15 protein-coding genes, 3 pseudogenes and 1 other annotated feature are annotated in these 17963 nt (G+C 33.2%); of the genes and pseudogenes, 10 read left to right on the top strand and 8 right to left on the bottom strand.

Going from position 1 to position 17963, the window contains the following annotated elements; all coding sequences use genetic code 11:
* Positions 1-16 precede the first annotated feature (16 nt).
* Positions 17-690: pseudogene (locus ACWJJ2_RS03855) on the bottom strand (hypothetical protein).
* 281 nt (positions 691-971) lie between these two features.
* Between ACWJJ2_RS03855 and ACWJJ2_RS03850 the strand changes: the two are divergent.
* Positions 972-1973, top strand: a complete 1002-nt coding sequence (locus tag ACWJJ2_RS03850) for an alpha/beta fold hydrolase (protein WP_462953853.1) — start codon at positions 972-974, stop codon at positions 1971-1973.
* A 296-nt stretch (positions 1974-2269) separates the two neighbouring features.
* Here the strand turns inward: ACWJJ2_RS03850 and ACWJJ2_RS03845 are convergent, their stop codons facing one another.
* Entirely contained in the window at positions 2270-2707 is a 438-nt protein-coding gene (locus ACWJJ2_RS03845) for a hypothetical protein (RefSeq protein WP_216304072.1), read from the bottom strand.
* Positions 2688-2846 carry a helix-turn-helix transcriptional regulator gene (locus tag ACWJJ2_RS03840; protein WP_220287238.1) on the bottom strand — a complete coding sequence of 53 codons (159 nt, stop codon included), beginning with the start codon at positions 2844-2846 and terminating at the stop codon, positions 2688-2690. Before ACWJJ2_RS03840 ends, ACWJJ2_RS03845 begins: the two co-directional genes overlap by 20 nt.
* Before the next feature lie 586 nt (positions 2847-3432).
* On the opposite strand from ACWJJ2_RS03840, the gene ACWJJ2_RS03835 reads away from it, so the two are divergent.
* The 4 genes from ACWJJ2_RS03835 to ACWJJ2_RS03820 all read left to right on the top strand — a co-directional run bounded on the left by ACWJJ2_RS03835 (position 3433) and on the right by ACWJJ2_RS03820 (position 8587).
* A complete protein-coding gene (locus tag ACWJJ2_RS03835) occupies positions 3433-4119 on the top strand; it encodes a response regulator transcription factor (RefSeq protein WP_216304073.1) in 687 nt (228 codons plus the stop codon).
* Between the two features lie 108 nt (positions 4120-4227).
* Complete coding sequence (locus ACWJJ2_RS03830) at positions 4228-5373, top strand: sensor histidine kinase (protein ID WP_216304074.1); 1146 nt, start codon at positions 4228-4230, stop codon at positions 5371-5373.
* A 128-nt stretch (positions 5374-5501) separates the two neighbouring features.
* Entirely contained in the window at positions 5502-6185 is a 684-nt protein-coding gene (locus ACWJJ2_RS03825) for an ABC transporter ATP-binding protein (RefSeq protein WP_216304075.1), read from the top strand.
* The gene (locus ACWJJ2_RS03820; protein ID WP_462953852.1) at positions 6182-8587 is read left to right on the top strand and encodes an ABC transporter permease; all 2406 of its coding nucleotides are present in this window, start codon (positions 6182-6184) and stop codon (positions 8585-8587) included. Before ACWJJ2_RS03825 ends, ACWJJ2_RS03820 begins: the two co-directional genes overlap by 4 nt.
* Positions 8588-9549: 962 nt before the next feature.
* Here ACWJJ2_RS03820 and ACWJJ2_RS03815 read toward each other — a convergent pair.
* Entirely contained in the window at positions 9550-9720 is a 171-nt protein-coding gene (locus ACWJJ2_RS03815; RefSeq protein ID WP_462953851.1) for a His/Gly/Thr/Pro-type tRNA ligase C-terminal domain-containing protein, read from the bottom strand.
* Between the two features lie 100 nt (positions 9721-9820).
* Positions 9821-10481 (bottom strand): annotated as a pseudogene (locus ACWJJ2_RS03810) (threonine--tRNA ligase); the annotation flags it as partial.
* Positions 10482-10573: 92 nt separating this feature from the next.
* Positions 10574-10798 (bottom strand) — a binding site (T-box leader).
* A gap of 574 nt (positions 10799-11372) precedes the next feature.
* On the opposite strand from ACWJJ2_RS03810, the gene ACWJJ2_RS03805 reads away from it, so the two are divergent.
* The 4 genes from ACWJJ2_RS03805 to ACWJJ2_RS03790 all read left to right on the top strand — a co-directional run bounded on the left by ACWJJ2_RS03805 (position 11373) and on the right by ACWJJ2_RS03790 (position 13783).
* Positions 11373-11723, top strand: a complete 351-nt coding sequence (locus ACWJJ2_RS03805; protein ID WP_462953850.1) for a hypothetical protein — start codon at positions 11373-11375, stop codon at positions 11721-11723.
* 290 nt (positions 11724-12013) lie between these two features.
* Complete coding sequence (locus tag ACWJJ2_RS03800; protein ID WP_462953849.1) at positions 12014-12445, top strand: DUF4829 domain-containing protein; 432 nt, start codon at positions 12014-12016, stop codon at positions 12443-12445.
* The gene (locus tag ACWJJ2_RS03795; protein ID WP_462953848.1) at positions 12426-12638 is read left to right on the top strand and encodes a GNAT family N-acetyltransferase; all 213 of its coding nucleotides are present in this window, start codon (positions 12426-12428) and stop codon (positions 12636-12638) included. The genes ACWJJ2_RS03800 and ACWJJ2_RS03795 overlap by 20 nt, the downstream gene beginning before the upstream one ends.
* A gap of 815 nt (positions 12639-13453) precedes the next feature.
* Positions 13454-13783 (top strand): DUF3784 domain-containing protein, encoded by a 330-nt coding sequence (locus ACWJJ2_RS03790; RefSeq protein ID WP_462953847.1) that lies wholly within the window; start codon positions 13454-13456, stop codon positions 13781-13783.
* A 646-nt stretch (positions 13784-14429) separates the two neighbouring features.
* Here the strand turns inward: ACWJJ2_RS03790 and ACWJJ2_RS03785 are convergent.
* Both ACWJJ2_RS03785 and ACWJJ2_RS03780 read right to left on the bottom strand, forming a co-directional pair.
* Positions 14430-15107: a 5'-methylthioadenosine/S-adenosylhomocysteine nucleosidase family protein gene (locus tag ACWJJ2_RS03785; RefSeq protein ID WP_216303497.1), complete on the bottom strand. Its 678-nt coding sequence runs from the start codon at positions 15105-15107 to the stop codon at positions 14430-14432.
* A gap of 429 nt (positions 15108-15536) precedes the next feature.
* Positions 15537-15827, bottom strand: a complete 291-nt coding sequence (locus ACWJJ2_RS03780) for a hypothetical protein (protein WP_268064135.1) — start codon at positions 15825-15827, stop codon at positions 15537-15539.
* A 64-nt stretch (positions 15828-15891) separates the two neighbouring features.
* Here ACWJJ2_RS03780 and ACWJJ2_RS03775 point away from each other — a divergent pair.
* A pseudogene (locus ACWJJ2_RS03775) lies at positions 15892-16020 on the top strand (transposase); the annotation flags it as partial.
* 707 nt (positions 16021-16727) lie between these two features.
* On the opposite strand, the gene megL reads toward ACWJJ2_RS03775, so the two are convergent.
* A complete protein-coding gene (gene megL / locus ACWJJ2_RS03770) occupies positions 16728-17930 on the bottom strand; it encodes a methionine gamma-lyase (protein ID WP_220287207.1) in 1203 nt (400 codons plus the stop codon).
* Between the last annotated feature and the right edge of the window lie 33 nt (positions 17931-17963).

Below are 17963 nucleotides of genomic sequence, written 5' to 3'. Positions count from 1 at the left end.
TTTTTGTGCGTGAATATTACATGAATACGTTCCTTTTAACTTCATCTTTCTCATAGTCAACTTCAGGCTCTAGTTTTCTTAAAGCTTCCATTGTTAAACAAAGAGTATCATCAGCAGCGTTCCCTCCTATTGCAATAACTAATGGTATTCTGGCTTCATCAATTATTATGGAATCTGCCTCGTCTATTATGGCAAAATTAAATGGACGTAGCACAATTTCACTTTTTTTATAAGAAAGTGAGTCCATTAAATAATCAAATCCAGCTACCTTGGCAGTTACATATGTAACATCACAACCATAAGCTCTTTGTTTTTCAGGCCGTTTCATAGTTTCCTGTACGAACCCCACAGTTAATCCAAGCATTTCATATACGGGTTCCATCCAAGTTGCATCTCTATTAATCTTCCATTATGCATAGCTATGCCAGCAATCAGTTGCTCGTCGTAAGTAATGAGTCCTAGTACTCTTTTAACCGCCTGTTTTGTAAGTGCAAAGACTTCTATAATTATGTCATCCATAGATGTATACTCTAAAAGCTTACTCCTGAGCCCATGTGATTTATTTAGAAATTCAGTATTATCCAATGAATCAAATCTAAGACGATTTATTTGTTCTACTGTTTTTTCATAGCTATTATATTCTGCCTTATTTACTAAGTCATGAAATTTTTTTCTAATACTAATGGACATATGAATCACCACTCTTTCAACATAAAATAATTTGATTCTCAATTCACTTAAATAGTACAAACACGTTAGATATTGTAAATTATGACACTTTGTTTTTAGTAATTCAAATCATGCAATAATTTTAAGTCAATTATACCATTATGAACCATAAATTACTGTTTTTTAAAATGGATGAGTTAATTTATACATACTACTAATTTTCTTTGTCTTGATTGTTTATATTATCCATATTTTTATTTATGTGTTAAACTCAAGGTGAAACATTCGAAAAGGAGGATATTATGAAAAGACAAAGAAATGTTATAGAGGGCAGTATTTCGGAAAAAGTTTATGTTAAAATTAACGGAGCTAAGATGGGAATGATTATTAAAAGTGAGAATGCATCAAATCCAGTACTGCTTTTTGTTCACGGAGGCCCTGGTATGCCGGAATATCCACTTACCGAAGCATACCCTACGGGACTTGAGAAATATTTTACGGTAGTATGGTGGAATCAGCGTGGCGCGGGTTTGTCCTATAGCAGTGAGATCTCAGCAAAAACAATGACAACAGAACAGTTTGTATCTGACACAATAGAAGTAACGAACTATCTGCGTAAACGGTTTGGACAAGATAAAATATACCTTATGGGACACTCATGGGGTTCATACATAGCTATAGAGGCAGCGGCAAAATCATATGAGTTATACCATGCTTATATTGGTGTCGGACAAATATCAAATCAAATGGAATCGGAAAAAATTGCATATAAATATATGCTTAAGTACTACAAGGTAACAGGTGATAAAAAAACTGTAAAGAAGCTTCAGGCAATACCTATTGAAACAATAGATCATCTGCCAGATGCATACAATAAAATAAGGGATAATGTGATGCATAGAGCAGGAATTGGTTCAACGCATAAGATGAAATCAGTAGTCACCGGAATTTTTATGCCAGTTATGCAGAATCGCGAATATACCTTGAGAGAAAAAATTAATATATGGCGTGGAAAAGCATTTTCAAATTCTACTGTTTTAAACGAGGAGCTTTACAGAACGGATTTGAGTAACAAGATAACAAAACTTGATATTCCGGTATATTTCTTTTCGGGAATATATGATTATACGGTAAACTATTCGATGTCGGAAGCTTATCTTAAAAAACTTGGTGCACCTGCAAAAGGATTTTATCTTTTTAAGGAATCTGCCCACAGTCCAATATTTGAAGAGTCTGAAAAAGTGTTACAGATTATACAGCAGGATGTATTAAAAGGCAGGAATGATCTAGCTGACACATATTAATACAAAGTATGATCATAATATTTAGTACAAATTATTTATCTATTATAGATCAGTAAGATAAGATGAATTTTTATGACATAACATTTTCAGTGTATTCTTTGATAGTAATATTGTTACCATAAATTTACTACTATTCAAATTCGCTTAGAAATCAACATTTATATATCTCGCTTTGAAATCTCAGTTTGGTCTAAATTTGACTTTACCGTTTTAATACTAGAAGATTCCTCTTTTTCATTGCTTCTCTTTATATCTTTTTCAAGAAAATTGGCCTAATGAAGTGCCCAATTATAAAATTAATTCCGCTTGTCATGATAAAAATAACTACTTATTTCAGCAATCATCATAATCGTAAAAATGATGCCGAAACAACTGAAAATGCCGAGACACACATCATTTTTTGTTACTCCCCATACAACCATTGATAGTATTAAAAAAGTAACACAAATGATCAGTGTAATATTAAAAGCACTGGTTTTTGATTTCATATTAATTAAATTTACTCTTTCATCATCATTTTGAACATCTTGTTTTGTACATCTGCTACTCAAACCTTTCCATATTTCTGTAACTCCAAATAGAATACAAAAAATATCCAATATAATAGACTTGGTAATTCTTAAAGCATTCAAAGTATTAAACCGCGTAATTGTATCTGGAATGCTAATTACTGCTAAGAATAAAAATATTATACCACTCCAAAAGTTCTTTTTATTATATGTTTTTTTCTTCATTTTCTAAATTCTCCTTTAAACAATATAATTTTTCAATAGTGGTGTTGAAAACGGAAGCTATCTTATATGCAAGCATAATTGAGGGGTTATACTGTCCTTTTTCAAGTGAAATAATCGTTCTTGATGAAACTGAATATATTCCTTAATTGTGTATCCGTCCAGAGAATAAAAAATTCTATATAAACCAGCAAGTTACATACAGGCTTCATTAGCAACGCTTTGTAGTTCAAACTTGTTTTAATATTTAATTCAATATAATTCATTACGTAACCCTCATCAGCTGATATATTCATGTTAACTTTTTTTCAGTCCCTTGCCTTGACTTTTTTCTCAATTTTTAATACAACTTAATAAAGTATATATTTACTAATTTCTTGGCTTCCTCAACAGAGGCTACAAGCTCGCACCATGGCATTACAGATTCTAACGTTTTAAATGGGTCTAAATTCTCATCCCTTGCCTTATTTCAACCAGTCAGTCAAAACCAACCTGCCAGGATGATGAGGCGCTGATTAAACGGCTTTATGTATAGCTTGATAAAAATTATTATTTCCATTTTATCTTTAAGTTTGGTAGAAAACACTTTTTTTATAGCTGAAACACGAAAACTCAAATTAAGTTCTATTGCTTTTTCTGTAATTTGAAACGATAATAATATAAGAGGCATTATGCAATTTTGATACATTGTAGTATTATTAGACAGAAAAAGCAGGGAGGGATCAACAGTGAATACAATTTTATTGGTAGAAGATGATTTGAGTATTATTGCTGGGCTAGAGTTTTCACTCCGAAAGAATGGCTTTCATATTGCCTTAGCACGAACCGTAAGGGAATGCTTTTTGATGCTTAGTGATAAGAAGTATGATTTGTTGCTACTCGATTTGACCTTACCCGATGGAAGCGGTTTTGACATCTGTAAGAAAGTACGGCAATCCTCCGATGTACCAATTATATTTTTAACGGCTTCCGATGAAGAGGTCAATATTGTAATGGGTTTGGATATTGGTGGGGATGACTATATTACAAAACCTTTCAAATTAAATGAACTGATTTCGCGAGTCAATGCTTTGCTTCGCCGTTCTCACATTCCTAGCCAAGAACCTATTGAATTGAAATCTAATGATATTACCATCAAACTGTTGGAAAGCCGAGTATTTAAGGATTCTAAAGAAATAGAACTTACTACGGCGGAGTACCGTCTTCTGCGCCTGCTCATGCAAAACCAAAATATTGTGCTCACGAGAAACGTTATATTGGACAAGCTTTGGGACAATAACGGCAACTTCATCGATGATAACACCCTATCCGTCTATGTACGAAGACTAAGAATGAAAATTGAAGATAACGCTGATAAACCGAAATTTTTATTGACAATACGACGATTAGGCTATAAATGGAGTGTGTTAAAGTGAGGCTATTATATGAGAATTTTTATTAATTACAATATAAGGAGACTATTTTCAATCGTATCCATAATTCTTTTGTGTTTTATTCTAATAACACAGGTCATGGTATATTTCATGACAAACCAATATAAAAAGGAAATCATTACACACGATTATGCCATTGCCGGATATTTATATCAACAGGATGCAACAACAGACCAGATTGTACCTGCCTTCACTGGTAAAAAAGGTATGAAAGATTATACCATTGGGCGGGAGCTTTTGCAGCCTAAAGGGTATACAGACAGTATAAATAACAAGCTTCTGCCTGAAATTCAAAGTTTCCATCACAAACTCGAGATTCTGGTACTGATACTTTCCGTTGTTGTATCGCTTCTCATGCTTTCAACATTATTTATTTTTTTTGTCCGGCAGGACAGAAAGCTTGAAAAGGCCAACACGGATATCTTAAGTTTTATGCATGGCAATAAAGATATCCGCTTCAGCGACAATGAGGAAGGTATTGTATCTCAGCTTTTTTCCTCTATAGATGTAATGGCAACATCTCTAACTGCCCATATAACAAAGGAAAAACAGACAAAGGAGTTCCTAAAGAATACGATATCTGACATATCACATCAGTTAAAAACACCATTGACTGCGCTAAAAATGTACAATGAAATTATTCAGGAAGAAAACATAAACAACGGTGTTGTCGACAGCTTCACCATAAAAAGCAGTAATCAACTGGAACGGATGGAGTATCTAATTCGGAACCTTCTGAAATTGGCACGGCTAGATGCTGACACCATCGAATTAGAGAAAAGCAACTGCCTTATGAAAGATTTGCTAGAATGCATCGTTATAGGTTTCTCCACCCGTGCAAAATCAGAGGACAAGTCAATTATGCTAATGTGCAATAGCTATACCCTGTTAAATTGTGATGGAGGTTGGATACTGGAAGCTTTCAGTAATATTATGAAAAATGCATTGGATCACACCGTTTCGGGAAATGAAGTTCAAATTCTATGCGACGAAACGCCTGTGTTAATCTGTATCACAATTAAAGACAACGGTAGTGGCATCCACCCAGAGGACATCCATTATATTTTCAAACGATTTTATAGAAGCCGATTTTCCAAGGATAAGGATGGTATCGGCATTGGACTTACCCTTGCGAAAACCATTGTCGAAAAACATGGAGGCTCTATAACGGTGGAAAGCACGTTGAACCAAGGAACGACTTTCTATTTGACTTTTCCAAAGCTTACAAATCTGTAAGAAAGAATACACCTATCTGTAAGCTTAGCTTGTTATGCTAATAATAATTTAGAACATTGTGCATCATTGTTTCGGGTGGGATATGTTCAATAAATGATCTTAATAAAAATTCAGAAGAGGTGTTTATATTGGATATTTTAATAGCCAAAAATTTAAGTAAAACTTATGGAAAGGGTGAAGTGAAAGTTGACGCACTGAAAGAGGTATCTTTTTCAGTTGCAAAAGGGGAATTTGTCTCAATAGTAGGACCATCCGGTTCAGGAAAAAGTACACTGCTTAATCTCCTTGGGGCATTGGACTCTCCAACCTCTGGAAATGTATTTCTTGATGGCAAAGACATTTCTACCATGAAGGAAAAGAATCTCTCCGTCTTCCGCAGACGTAACATTGGATTTATTTTTCAGGCATTCAATCTAATTCCCGAACTAAATGTAGAAGAGAACATTTTGTTGCCACTGCTACTTGACTACAAGAAACCGGATATGAAATATATTGCTGAACTTTTGGACATACTTGGGCTCTCCAGCAGGAAACACCACCTTCCAAACCAGCTTTCTGGGGGACAGCAACAGCGCGTAGCAATCGGGCGTGCCCTTTCAACTCGTCCGGCAATTATTCTGGCAGACGAACCCACGGGAAATCTTGATACAAAAAACAGCAAAGAGGTAATCAATCTTTTAAAGCTTTCTGTCGAAAGATATAATCAGACATTAATTATGATTACCCACAATCCGAGTTTTGCCTCCTTCTCGGATCGGGTGCTAAACGTAGAGGATGGTATTGTATCCGAACTAGGGAGGGCTAAAAAATGAAAAACTATCTTGAGCTCGCACCAAAATACCTCTCTGCCCATAAACGAAAAACACGCCTGACTATCACCAGCGTTGCCATGGCTGTTGCACTGGTTGTCGGTATTTTTTCTATGGTAGATGCGTTAGTGAAATTTGAAAAAGCACAAGTACTAAAGGATCAAGGTAACTACCATATTTTAATTCGAAATCCGTCCCCAAGAGAGATTCAAGTCATTGGTAGCCGTATTGATGTACAAAATGCTGGAACCTGGAAAGACCTTGGTGAAGGAACCATCAACAGTGAGAACTGTGCCCTCACATCTCTAGATGAAAATTTCGCGAAAAATATCAACTTTAATCTTAACCAAGGCCGTTACCCGACTTTTAAAAATGAAATTATGCTTGAAAAATGGTTTATGGAAAAATCTAAGCCGGCACATAAAATCGGTGATGCAATGACAATTACCTTACCAGACGAAACAGTTCAAGAGTTCATCATTAGCGGTATATACAATGACTGGGGTGCTACCAAAGCTGCTGCTATACCTGCCGTATTCGTGTCAACAAAAATGTCGGAACAGCTAAAACCGAAATCAAGCCAATATTTTGTGCTATTTAAAGATGGTGTAAATATCACACAGGTTGAAGGAGAAATCAAGAAAACTTTGAATATAGCAGATGACCGCATAGGGCGCAACGAAGGTCTTTTAGCCCTCATGATGCAAACAAAAAACAATACCATTTTGAAGATGTATGCTATCGGCGGCGTCTTATTCTTTATCGTCCTTATTACAAGCGTTGTAATGATCTATAACACTTTCAACATTTCAGTAATGGAAAGAGTTCGCCAATTCGGAATTCTGAGATGTATAGGGGCGTCACAGACACAAATAAAGCGTTTGGTAAAAAGAGAAGGCTTATCCATAAGTTTGAGAGCAATCCCCCTTGGCGTATTCGCCGGTATTTTGATAACCTTTATTTGTTCGGCAATAATAAAATTTTACAATAACAAGCTTTTTGGTGATATTTCATTGATTAATTTCAGCGCATTCGGCATTGGCGCGGGTATTGTAATAGGGTTTCTGACAGTCTTTATCTCTTCCTTATTACCTGCAAAAAAAGCTGCAAAAGTTTCTCCTGTAAGTGCCTTGAACGGAAGCGGGGATACAAATATATCCCAAAAGACCAAGAGAGGCCTTCTTATGAAGATATTTCACGCTGAAATTGTTATTGGCATTAGCAACGCTGTTTACAAGAAGAAAACTCTTTTCTTGATATCTAGTTCTATTGCTCTCAGCATCATTATGTTTATGTGTTTTAGTGTAATCGTCAATCCCACGTTTTTGGGAATGAAAGCTACGGAAGTCTATACTCCTGACGTTTCAATCACATCCTCGCAAGGTATTGGCGAAAATATATACAAGAAACTGTCAACGCTTGGCGGTGTAAAAAGGGTGTATGGAAGAATGTCAAACTATGTGTATGCTACGTTTGACGTTACAAGGCTGACGGACACCTATAAAAAGGAAATGGGTCCCATCAAGACAGAAAGCAATGGCCTTATGGTTGCAACGGAGAGGTCATGGATTGTTTCCTATGATTCAATGCAAATGCAATGGGCAAAGAAATCATTAATGGCTGGAGGTATGGATGAAAATGAACTCAATGCTCAGAATGGTATTGTGGCCGTTGTTAAAAATTACAGAAAAGGAGAATTAGCGGCAGACGCAAGCCTGAAAGTTGGTGATGCTGTCTATATTAAAACTGCTACAGAGACTAAAGAATATAAAGTCATGGGAGTCTTGAGCTCTATGCCTTATGAAAGCGAAAAACAGGCATTAACTACATTTATCACCACCCAAAAGCAGTTTACAGAAATCACTGGAGATATAACCTCTAACTATAAGACAATCGATATACAACTGAACAAGGATAATCAAGCACAAACCATAAATGAAATAAAAGCGTTAGTCGGAAATTCAGTGACACTACATGACATTCGTCAGCTAAGCGCAGAAGCAAATAACTCATTTATGACTATCGCAGTATTTATTTACGGATTTGTAGGTATAATTACACTCATCAGTATTCTAAACATTATCAATACGATGAATACCAACATCACATCCAAAACTAAGTATTTGGGAATTATGCATGCAATAGGCATGTCTGAGAGACAACTCACAAGAATGGCATTGGCAGAAGCTGTCGTCTATACGGTGAGCGGCTGCATAGCAGGATGCACCCTAGGGGTTCTACTACAGAAAACCCTGATGTCCTTACTTATTTCTAACTGGGAGTTTCCTGTATTGCAAGTCGTACTGATATTCATTATTTCCATTCTAGCTGCATCGTCCTCTATCATCAGCCCATTGAAGAGAATAAAGGCTCGTGGGATTTCTGAAGTCATTGGATCGCTCTAACTGCCAAAAGGACTCATAAAGAAGTGACAAAAACCTCCAATATTTCGCAGATAAACAGATGAAATATGGGGAGGTAACTTTAGATCATGCCTATTTTGTTTTTTATAAATAGGGTGTTTTTGCCTATCCTCGCGAAAAGATGGATTAAGCAATTTATCTAAAATGACTTTTCTTTATATTCTAGGGTAAGTTCTAAATCACTCTTTTTTATTCCTATTGGTGTGATTCAGAGAAATGTTGGCGAGACGCCCTAAGGGCCTATTTATAGGGGTTTGTGTAGTAATGGAACAGAAAGCTGGTATAAGAACAGAAAATAATGGTATTCATCTTTTTCAAATTTAATATCTCCAATGTTACACAATGTACTTATTAAACTTTTCTTTTCCTAACTCCTCGAATTAGTGTTGACTTACTTATTACAGTTATCTCTGCAACTGCTGTATATGAATTGTTTTTAGCATTTCAATCGCATTATTTATTCGTTTTGATGTATATATCTTAGGTCTACCCTCTTTAAAGCCTTCTTTAGTTTTTGCAATTGCTTTACCTGTTTGGGTACGTTCAATAATTGTATTCTCTAGCAGTCCAACATTAATTACATGGACAGATATTCCTTTATTAAATAGCTCTTGAACTATAAGTCCTAAAAATATAGATTTAGTAATATTATTTGATGATAATACTATTGATGAAAATGTAAAAAATATTATAACTAATTCTGGTGGAAAAGTTGTAGAAGAATTTCCTGAATTAGTAATTAATAACCTGAATGTAACACAATAAACAATTGTGTTACATTCACATTGAGTCTATTACTCGTTTTGAAAGAATTGTAAATATACTCTATTTTTAAAATCAGTCTTTTAAATTTGAAGTTATTGTTTCCTAATATAAAAAATCATACAACACAATAAAAATTATGTTATATGCTTTTTCTCCTATTTATGACTCATATGATACACCTAATTATCTAGCATTTTACCATCAATCTCCTGTGTGATCCTTGAAATAAAGGCCTCTAGTGAACAGTTACCCTCATCACCATTTTTTCTACTTCTGAGGGATATACTCTCTGAGTTTTCTTCTTTTTCACCAATAACTATGATATAGGGCAATCTTTCTATGCTACCCAAAATCACTCTGTGTATAACAATAGGTCTATGCTTTTCTCCATCACTGCCGATATATTGTAAGTCAAATCTTTGGGGAAGCTGTAAATCTAGTTGTATAGTTCCACATTTCTTTGTTTAATATCATAGGAGTTTCTATCTCAACATAACCATTTTTCTTATGAAGTTCTCTCTAGTACTCAATTAAATTATTCTTTAAAACTACACCATTGGGAAGGAAAAATGGAAATCCTGGTCCCTCACCCATTAAAGCAAATAATTTTAGTTCTTTACCAAGTTTTCTATAATCCCTTTTCTTCGCTTCTTCAATCATATTCAAATATTCATCAAGTTCACTTTTCTTAGCAAATGCCGTTCCATATATTCTTTGAAGCATTTTATTTTTTTCGCTGCCTCTCCAGTAAGCTCCTGCAACTGATAATACATGTGGCCCTGCACAGAGTTCTATAAAATCTCCCTGCTTAAAAAAAACTAATTCTTCTCCTTCTGGTAAATCATTAATGAGTTCTATTTTATAGATTTGTCCCTTATCTTCCATAATCTTCAAAGCTTCTTTTATAGAAACTACTGATCGCTCTGATCTTAAGTCTTCTTTAACTATTTTTCTCATTTCTACTTCTATTTTTTCGAGTATATCCATAGTAAAGGGTTCTACTACATCAAAATCGTAATAAAATCCATTATCTATTGCAGGACCGATAGCTAATTTAGCATTTGGATATAATAGCAAGTATATGAGAGGCGGTGTGTCTAAGTGCCCTTCTTCTTCTTCATTAGAATTTATTACAGTGCCATCCTTTATTACAACCTTTAACATAAATATTCCTCTTTAAAAAAATAATAAACCCGCCCCAAAGTAAGGGACGAGTTTTATCGCGATTCCACCCAAATTACAGAAGCATAAATAAAAACACTTCTATCACTCAACACCACTAACGCCGGCTCGCGGAATTACCTACTTAAGTTCAGTAATCAACTCAGAGGTGGTTTTCAATATTGCTTGTTCAAGAAACCTTACAGCCGGTGAGTTTCTCCCTCTTAGAACAGCATACTATTTACTTTTCCTCTTCACAGTTTTTAATTAAAATTAGTATATTCTAAATTGTTTTCATTGTCAATATATGTTTCACTTTGGGGCTATTGCCTATTCCTTAAAAAATTCATTTTCAATGTAACATAACGAGTTGACTCTTTACTTTGAATGTATTACAAATCAGTCTTAATATAATAATAAGACTCCGCAGTCAAAGGCTGGTCCACATCCGATTTTCTCCTTCATGCTTCATACGAAAACCTGATGTGGCACAAGCTCTTTCACTGCTCTAGGTCACAAATGAAGCTTTGGACAATCTTACTCACTGCCTAGAAGTAAACTAATCTATTAAAGTACCTAAGCATTCATCATTCTATTTAAGTTTAGTAGCAGTCAGTAAACTTCTCCAAAGCAAATGAAATTATTCCCCCTTCATCCAGGGGAAACAGATCCTACTGCACTACAGCAGGATCTGTTTTTTGTTTTCAACCTACTAGGGGTATAGGTAGTAACGGAACTAAAAACGGCTATAAGTATGTAAATAAATGGAGTTGAAATTTAAGAATACATTTCTTAAAGCATCATATATATTTAATAATGCTTTAGGATGGAGATGTTATTTATGAAATTCAAATCAATAACAATGATACTAGAAATACTTTTATTTGTTGTTGGTGTGGCTGGATGTACAATGATGTTTATGAAAATGGGATTACCAACAGCCATGTTAACAATAATTACAATGCTTTTAATTATTAGTAGCACCTTTGAATTTATAAAAACTCAAAAACTGCGAAAATTAGTATACCCTATAATTACAACTTATTTTTTTGTAGGAATGCCTATTATAGAAAAGTTCACAAATAATGAAGTTTTCTTTGTGGGCTTTGCTGTATTAGGGTGTGTTATTACTATCATATTTGTTTATAAGGACTTAATAATAACCAACAAAGAAAAAGAATTACCACATTAAGAGGTCTCACCAACATAATTTTGAATCACACCAGTAGCAATTTTATAATATCTACGTAAATCTTAATGTATTTTACGTAGATATTCATAAATGTTTTGTTATACTTTACGAATATATTTTATAGCTTTTTTCAACCCTACGTAAAGGTATACCTTTACGTAGGGCAATTCGTTTTAACATCAAACTATAGTTTATAAAAATGGTGTTTAATGGTATGATTTTTCTAGTGATTAAGTCACAACGGTAAAATATTGTTCATTAAATGACTTTAAAATGAAGAGGGTTTTTATATGAAAAAAATAATAGCTTTTCTTTGTCTAATTTTAGTAGTATTATTTTTATTGGTTTATAAACAAGTTGGTAAAACCAACAATGCTGTAGTAAGTATTGGAAAATCAGATAAGTTTAGCCAAGGGGAAATGAATGATGCAACAAATTGTGTAAAGAAAAAATTCAAGGATTTTAGGGGATGTAGTCTTACAAAATTATGGTATGACGAAAAGAAATCAAATTATTTTATTGGAGGTTACTTGAAATATGGAAAAGGTTCAGCGAATGGTGTCAAGTCTGAGAATGTAATTGTTTTGCCTTCTACTTTTAATGTAGATTTTTCAGGAGGTGATGGGAGTTTTAATCCAAATTCAACTTATTCTAATTGGAATTGGACATTAATAAGGGATAGTAAAACAGGTAATTGGCGAGTTGACGATTGGGGATATTAAAACTAATACAACTGAAATGTTAGCATTACTCTTAATAGAATGTGTCGAATTAGATATTAAAAAAGTCTTAATTACTTGCGACAAAAATAATATTGTATCGGTAAAGACTATGATAAATAATGGAGCTAAATTGGCAAATGAAATACCAGAAGGAAGTAGAATTACTCAAAGATATTGGATAACTTTAAATTAAATTAATAGCATTATCTATAAATAGAATAATCCGCATTTTTCTTATATTGATGATAAACATTGATATTAGTTAGTTTTAGGCTATTTTTTATTCTTGTTGGTGTGATTCAGAGAAATGTTGGCGGGACCCCTCTTATCATTTAAAACCGCAAAATTCTTTATATGGAATATATGTTATATATAGTATAATCAAGCAAATGGCGTGGAGCCAACGGAACCGACAAAACCCACGTTAATGAATATAGTTCCATAAACCTTCGTTTTCGGTACTTAAATATAAACCTTAGGAATAGTCACTTTATACGTGATTTTCAGTTCCAAAACTATTACCAAAAACAAAGTATCAAAACAACTCTAATATAACTTTTATGGTACTTATTTTTAAATATTATTTGCTTAACGTAGGCGAAAGTCATGTTTTATATCCATTTTATGTCTTAGCGTGGGGTTTGTCGGAAATGTTAGCGCTCCCCCTAAATAAGCTAATTAATAAAATTATGCGGAATATAAGGAGGACTTCGATATGACTGATTTAGAAAAGAATAACGATAGAGAAAGCATTGATGAAAATATAAAAAAATCTAAAAGCAAGCTACTAGTTATGGAGCCTATTTAAATGCCGTGAAATTTTGGTTTCACAGCATTGTATCTTTGAAATATATTTTTAAAGGATTGTAGATCTATAATATAGAATAAGCTAATTAAGCAAGTATTTTGTGTCGTGCTCGTATTTTTATGAGAGTTAGTTGTCTCTCAAACTAATAGAGAAATAGGAATTGATATAATATAACAATAATAAAATGCAGGAGATTTTATATGAGGAATACGGATGTATATGGGTTAATTATAATTACATTAATTATGGGAGGGATGTTTACATTTTTAGGATTGATAATTAAAAGTCAAAATGCAGGAGATATGCTGAATGGATTTGATGCGAAAAAATATGATAAAGATAAAGTATCAAGGATAGTAGGCGGAGATATGTTGTATACTGGTCTATTAATTATTCTTATAGGGGTTGGTGGGGTTTTTTTTAGTAGCAAATTTTATAATTATTTAACTATTGCACAGGTCGTTATTTTCATACTAGGAATTATAAAAAGTATATATGATATGGATGAAAAATGTAGAATAAAAAAATAATTATGCAGTCTTAAAGTAAACGATATAAGAAGATAAAGTGGTAGGTAATATTCATATATTTCGTCGCAAGTACCCCCAAGATCTTAACTATGGGTGGTACTTGCTTTCAGTGTATATCTATACACTGAAAGTAACACATTACTAATTGTGTTACTTTCACATTGGATCTATTGCCTATTCCTTTGAAATTTCATTTTGAATGTAACATAACGTATTGACTATTTACTTTGAATGTATTACAAATCAGTCTTAATATAATAATAAGACTCCGCGGTCAAAGGCTGGTCCATAGCAAATTTTCTCCTTCATTCTTCATACGAAAACCTGATGTGGCACAAGCTCTTTCACTACTCTAGGTCACAAATGAAGCTTTGGACAATCTTACTCACTGCCCAAAAGTAAACGTCCCAGAGGGCACAAAATCAATGTACTATATTTATAATATATCTTATAAAACAATACATTCAAATGTACAATAATAAAAAAGGCTTTAGTTAAACCTACTATAAACCTTTATATATCAACGCTTTATGTTATTTTTACGAATGTAAGGTTTTAGTCAAAATCGTACATTCGTTTGTGACGTAATTTATGAAGAGTGTGAACTAATATGCTCAAAATATAAGTATGTTTATATATTTTATGTTTATAAATTGTTAAGGATTTTGTTTGTTATCTCCATACAAATTCTTGCGGATTCATTAATCGCGTTTTTAAATTCACTAACTCCACCAGCAATGCTGTCAGATACAGTTTTTATCAACAAGCAGGGAATTTTGTTTTTATTACAAGTCAATATAATTCCAGCAGCCTCCATTTCACATATATCTGCATTAAAACTATTATGTAATTCTTCTTTTTTCTCTTTTGATGCAATGAATTTATTCCCTGAAGCACAAATTACTTTTTTTAACAACGGTTCAATTTCAAGGGCTTTATCCACAATTTCTTTTGTTGTGGATATATAGACACTCGGGTATTCAAGATGTCTTCCAACACTACATCCATCAGCCTCTGATGTATCAAAATCATAATGAACAACACTTTCAACAATACACGTTCTCGCTAATGCCATCTCATGTGTCAACCCACCTACAATACCAAAGTTTACAATGAAATTTACTTTAAATTGTGATATTAAAAACTGTGTTGACGTAGCCGCAGCAATTTGTCCAGCTCCGGTATGTATAACAAATAAATTATTTTCACCCAATTTATATTGATATACCGAATAGCCTATAAATTCTAATTTTTTTATCGGTATTCCATATTTATTTAAAACAGATTCTATTTCAACAGCAACAATCATTCCTATATTTTTCACTTTAGTCACCTCCATAAAATATATATAATCTTTATGTCGTACTTTTTTACTGTTGCGACACAAAACATTTATTTAATTATACTATTATTACCGTTAATTAACGAGTAAAATATTTACATTTATGGCATTTTAGTTTCCTTAACGTACGAAATATCATTTTTGCGTATGCTACCCCCTATTAAATATACTCGTGTTAATTTAATGTTTTTCTTAAATTTCACATTAACTAATATATATTTTTTATTACTGTTTTAGTTAGCGTTATCAATACTATGACTGCATTTTAACTAACTTGTTTTGAGTAAAAAAATAAGAGCTTTACATTGATATTATATATTTTTTTGAGTTGGAACTATTGTCTATTAATTCTAACTCGGAATATTCAAATAATAGTGTCAAATTGTAAATAACTGGCTTAATGTTGTAAATTTACGCTTTGCGAGCCCTACCCCTAGCTAAAATAACCCAGACCTCTGGCTTTCCTCTTCCATTATTATATTTCTTTGCGAATTCATCACCCGGATGGACCTGCACTGGTAAATCAGCAATTGGATCTAAAATATTTACACGAACAGGCAACTCACTGGTATTACATTGAAACCATTTTGGCTCTGCTTCATATAATTCAGATAATGTCATTTTCATTTCCGGGATTTCACAATCTGCATGATTCTTTAAAGCCACAACATTATATACTTCTCCCAACATAGTGGAATTCATTGACCAGCCGGTCCCCCCCCACCCCACATTCTTGCTTTATAAAATGGCATGATTTTAACAATTTGCACTTGAAAATTTAATTTCTGCAAAAGAAAAATGGGGAAGTAAATATCCAAATGCTATTAAGAGTTGGGAAGATAATTGGGATAATCTTATAACTTTCTTTGTATTTCCAGATTATATTCGTAGAATAGATAAAAAACTTTAATCGACTTTAAATAATATTATTTTACAAAAATTAATAGATCGATTTTTTGCCTATAGAAAGAGTATACACAAAATAATTTACACGCCTGAAAAAATAGCAATTCATTTGTAAGTAATTCAAAGAATGATTCACATTTAGAACCTATTTTATCCATTCATCATGACATTAATGAGTACAGACTTAAAGAAGCATTCTCTATCATTAAATTTAATTGTATTAAACACAAAAGATATACGCTACCAGATGGCAAAGAATTTATAAGGATGGACTTCAAACAATGATTATATATTAGTTCTCAATTCTCTTTTTTTACGTTATAATAGGCACAAAATAGTAGTCACGATTTTGATTTATAATTCATTATGGGAAATACTGTCTTGTGGCTGTTTTTTGACAAATTGTTGCCTTACCCCCTATTATAGTTATTAAATACAGTATTTGACTTATTAGTAGCTGCTCCAGTGCTATTATAAGAGTAACTTCCTGTCTTGACATTAAAAGTTATATTCGTACCATTACTAGTATAGCCTACTTTTAATAAAAGTATGCTCTTTTACTTTTTAAAAAAAACATTTACTGTTTTTTATCAATTTATATACACTCAAAAATTTAGATTATCCACCTAAAACTTGTCTTGGTAATTAACAAAAAAACACAGTCATGAGCTGTGTTTATCTATAAATCTTGACTTACTATTTAACAATCAAATTAAGTGCTCCATCTAAATCAGAAATAATATCTTTAACATTTTCAAGCCCTACTGCCAACCTTATTAAACCATCAGTTATACCAGCTTCCAATCTTTCTTCTTGTGGATATGAAGAATGAGTCATTGAAGCAGGATGTTCAATTAAAGTTTCAGGATCTCCTAAACTAACAGCTAATTTGCACATTTCAACTGCATTTATAACCCTTTTGCCTTCTTCTACTCCACCCTTTATTTCAAAAGCAATTACCGCTCCTGGAAGGCTCATTTGTTTTTTTGCTAATGCATATTGTGGGAAACTCTCAAGTCCTGGAAAATATACATTTTCTACTGCTGGGTGAGCTTCTAAAAATTTAGCTACAGACATTGCACTTTCACAGTGTCTGTCCATTCTAATTTCTAGTGTTTTCATTCCTCGTATAATCAAATATGCATCAAAAGGACTTAAACAAGCTCCTGTCATATCCTTAACACCGAATAATCTAACTTCATCAATAAATACTTTAGATCCGATAACAAAGCCAGCAATTACATCACCATGTCCATTTAGAAATTTGGTTCCAGAATGCACTACCACGTCTGCGCCTAGTTCTAATGGTCTTTGTATATATGGCGTGCTGAATGTATTATCCACCATTACTATGCAATTTTCTACTTCATGTGCAATCTTTGATATTTTATCAATATCTGTTATGAGTAACGTTGGATTTGCAGGTGTTTCTAAGAAAACAACCCTTGTATTTTCTTTCATAGCATTTCTTACATTTTCTAGATTCGTAACATCAACAAAAGTAACCTCAACGCCAAATCTTGCAATCCCATTACTTAAAAATGCATGAGTACAGCCATAAATAGTTTTTGATGCCACTACATGATCTCCAGCCTTTAATAATGACCACATTGCTGAAGTTATGGCTCCTATGCCTGATGACATAGACATGCATGCTTCTCCACCTTCAAGTATTGCCAGTTTTTCTTCTAAAACTGTGTTAGTGGGATTTCCCAGTCTTGAATAAATATAGCCATCTTCTCTTCCTGCAAATCTATTACCACCTTGATCAGCTGAGTCAAAAACGAAGGTAGCTGTTTGATGTATTGGAGTAGCTAGTGCTCCGTATTGATCCACCTTACTTCCTCCATGTATAGCTTTAGTAGCAAATCCTTTGTTAATTAAATATTCTTTATTCATTATTAATTCCTCCTAATATTTAGTTATTACATA

It is taken from the genome of Clostridium sp. CM039 (assembly GCF_055081075.1).
This window is presented reverse-complemented; position numbering and strand designations above follow the sequence as displayed.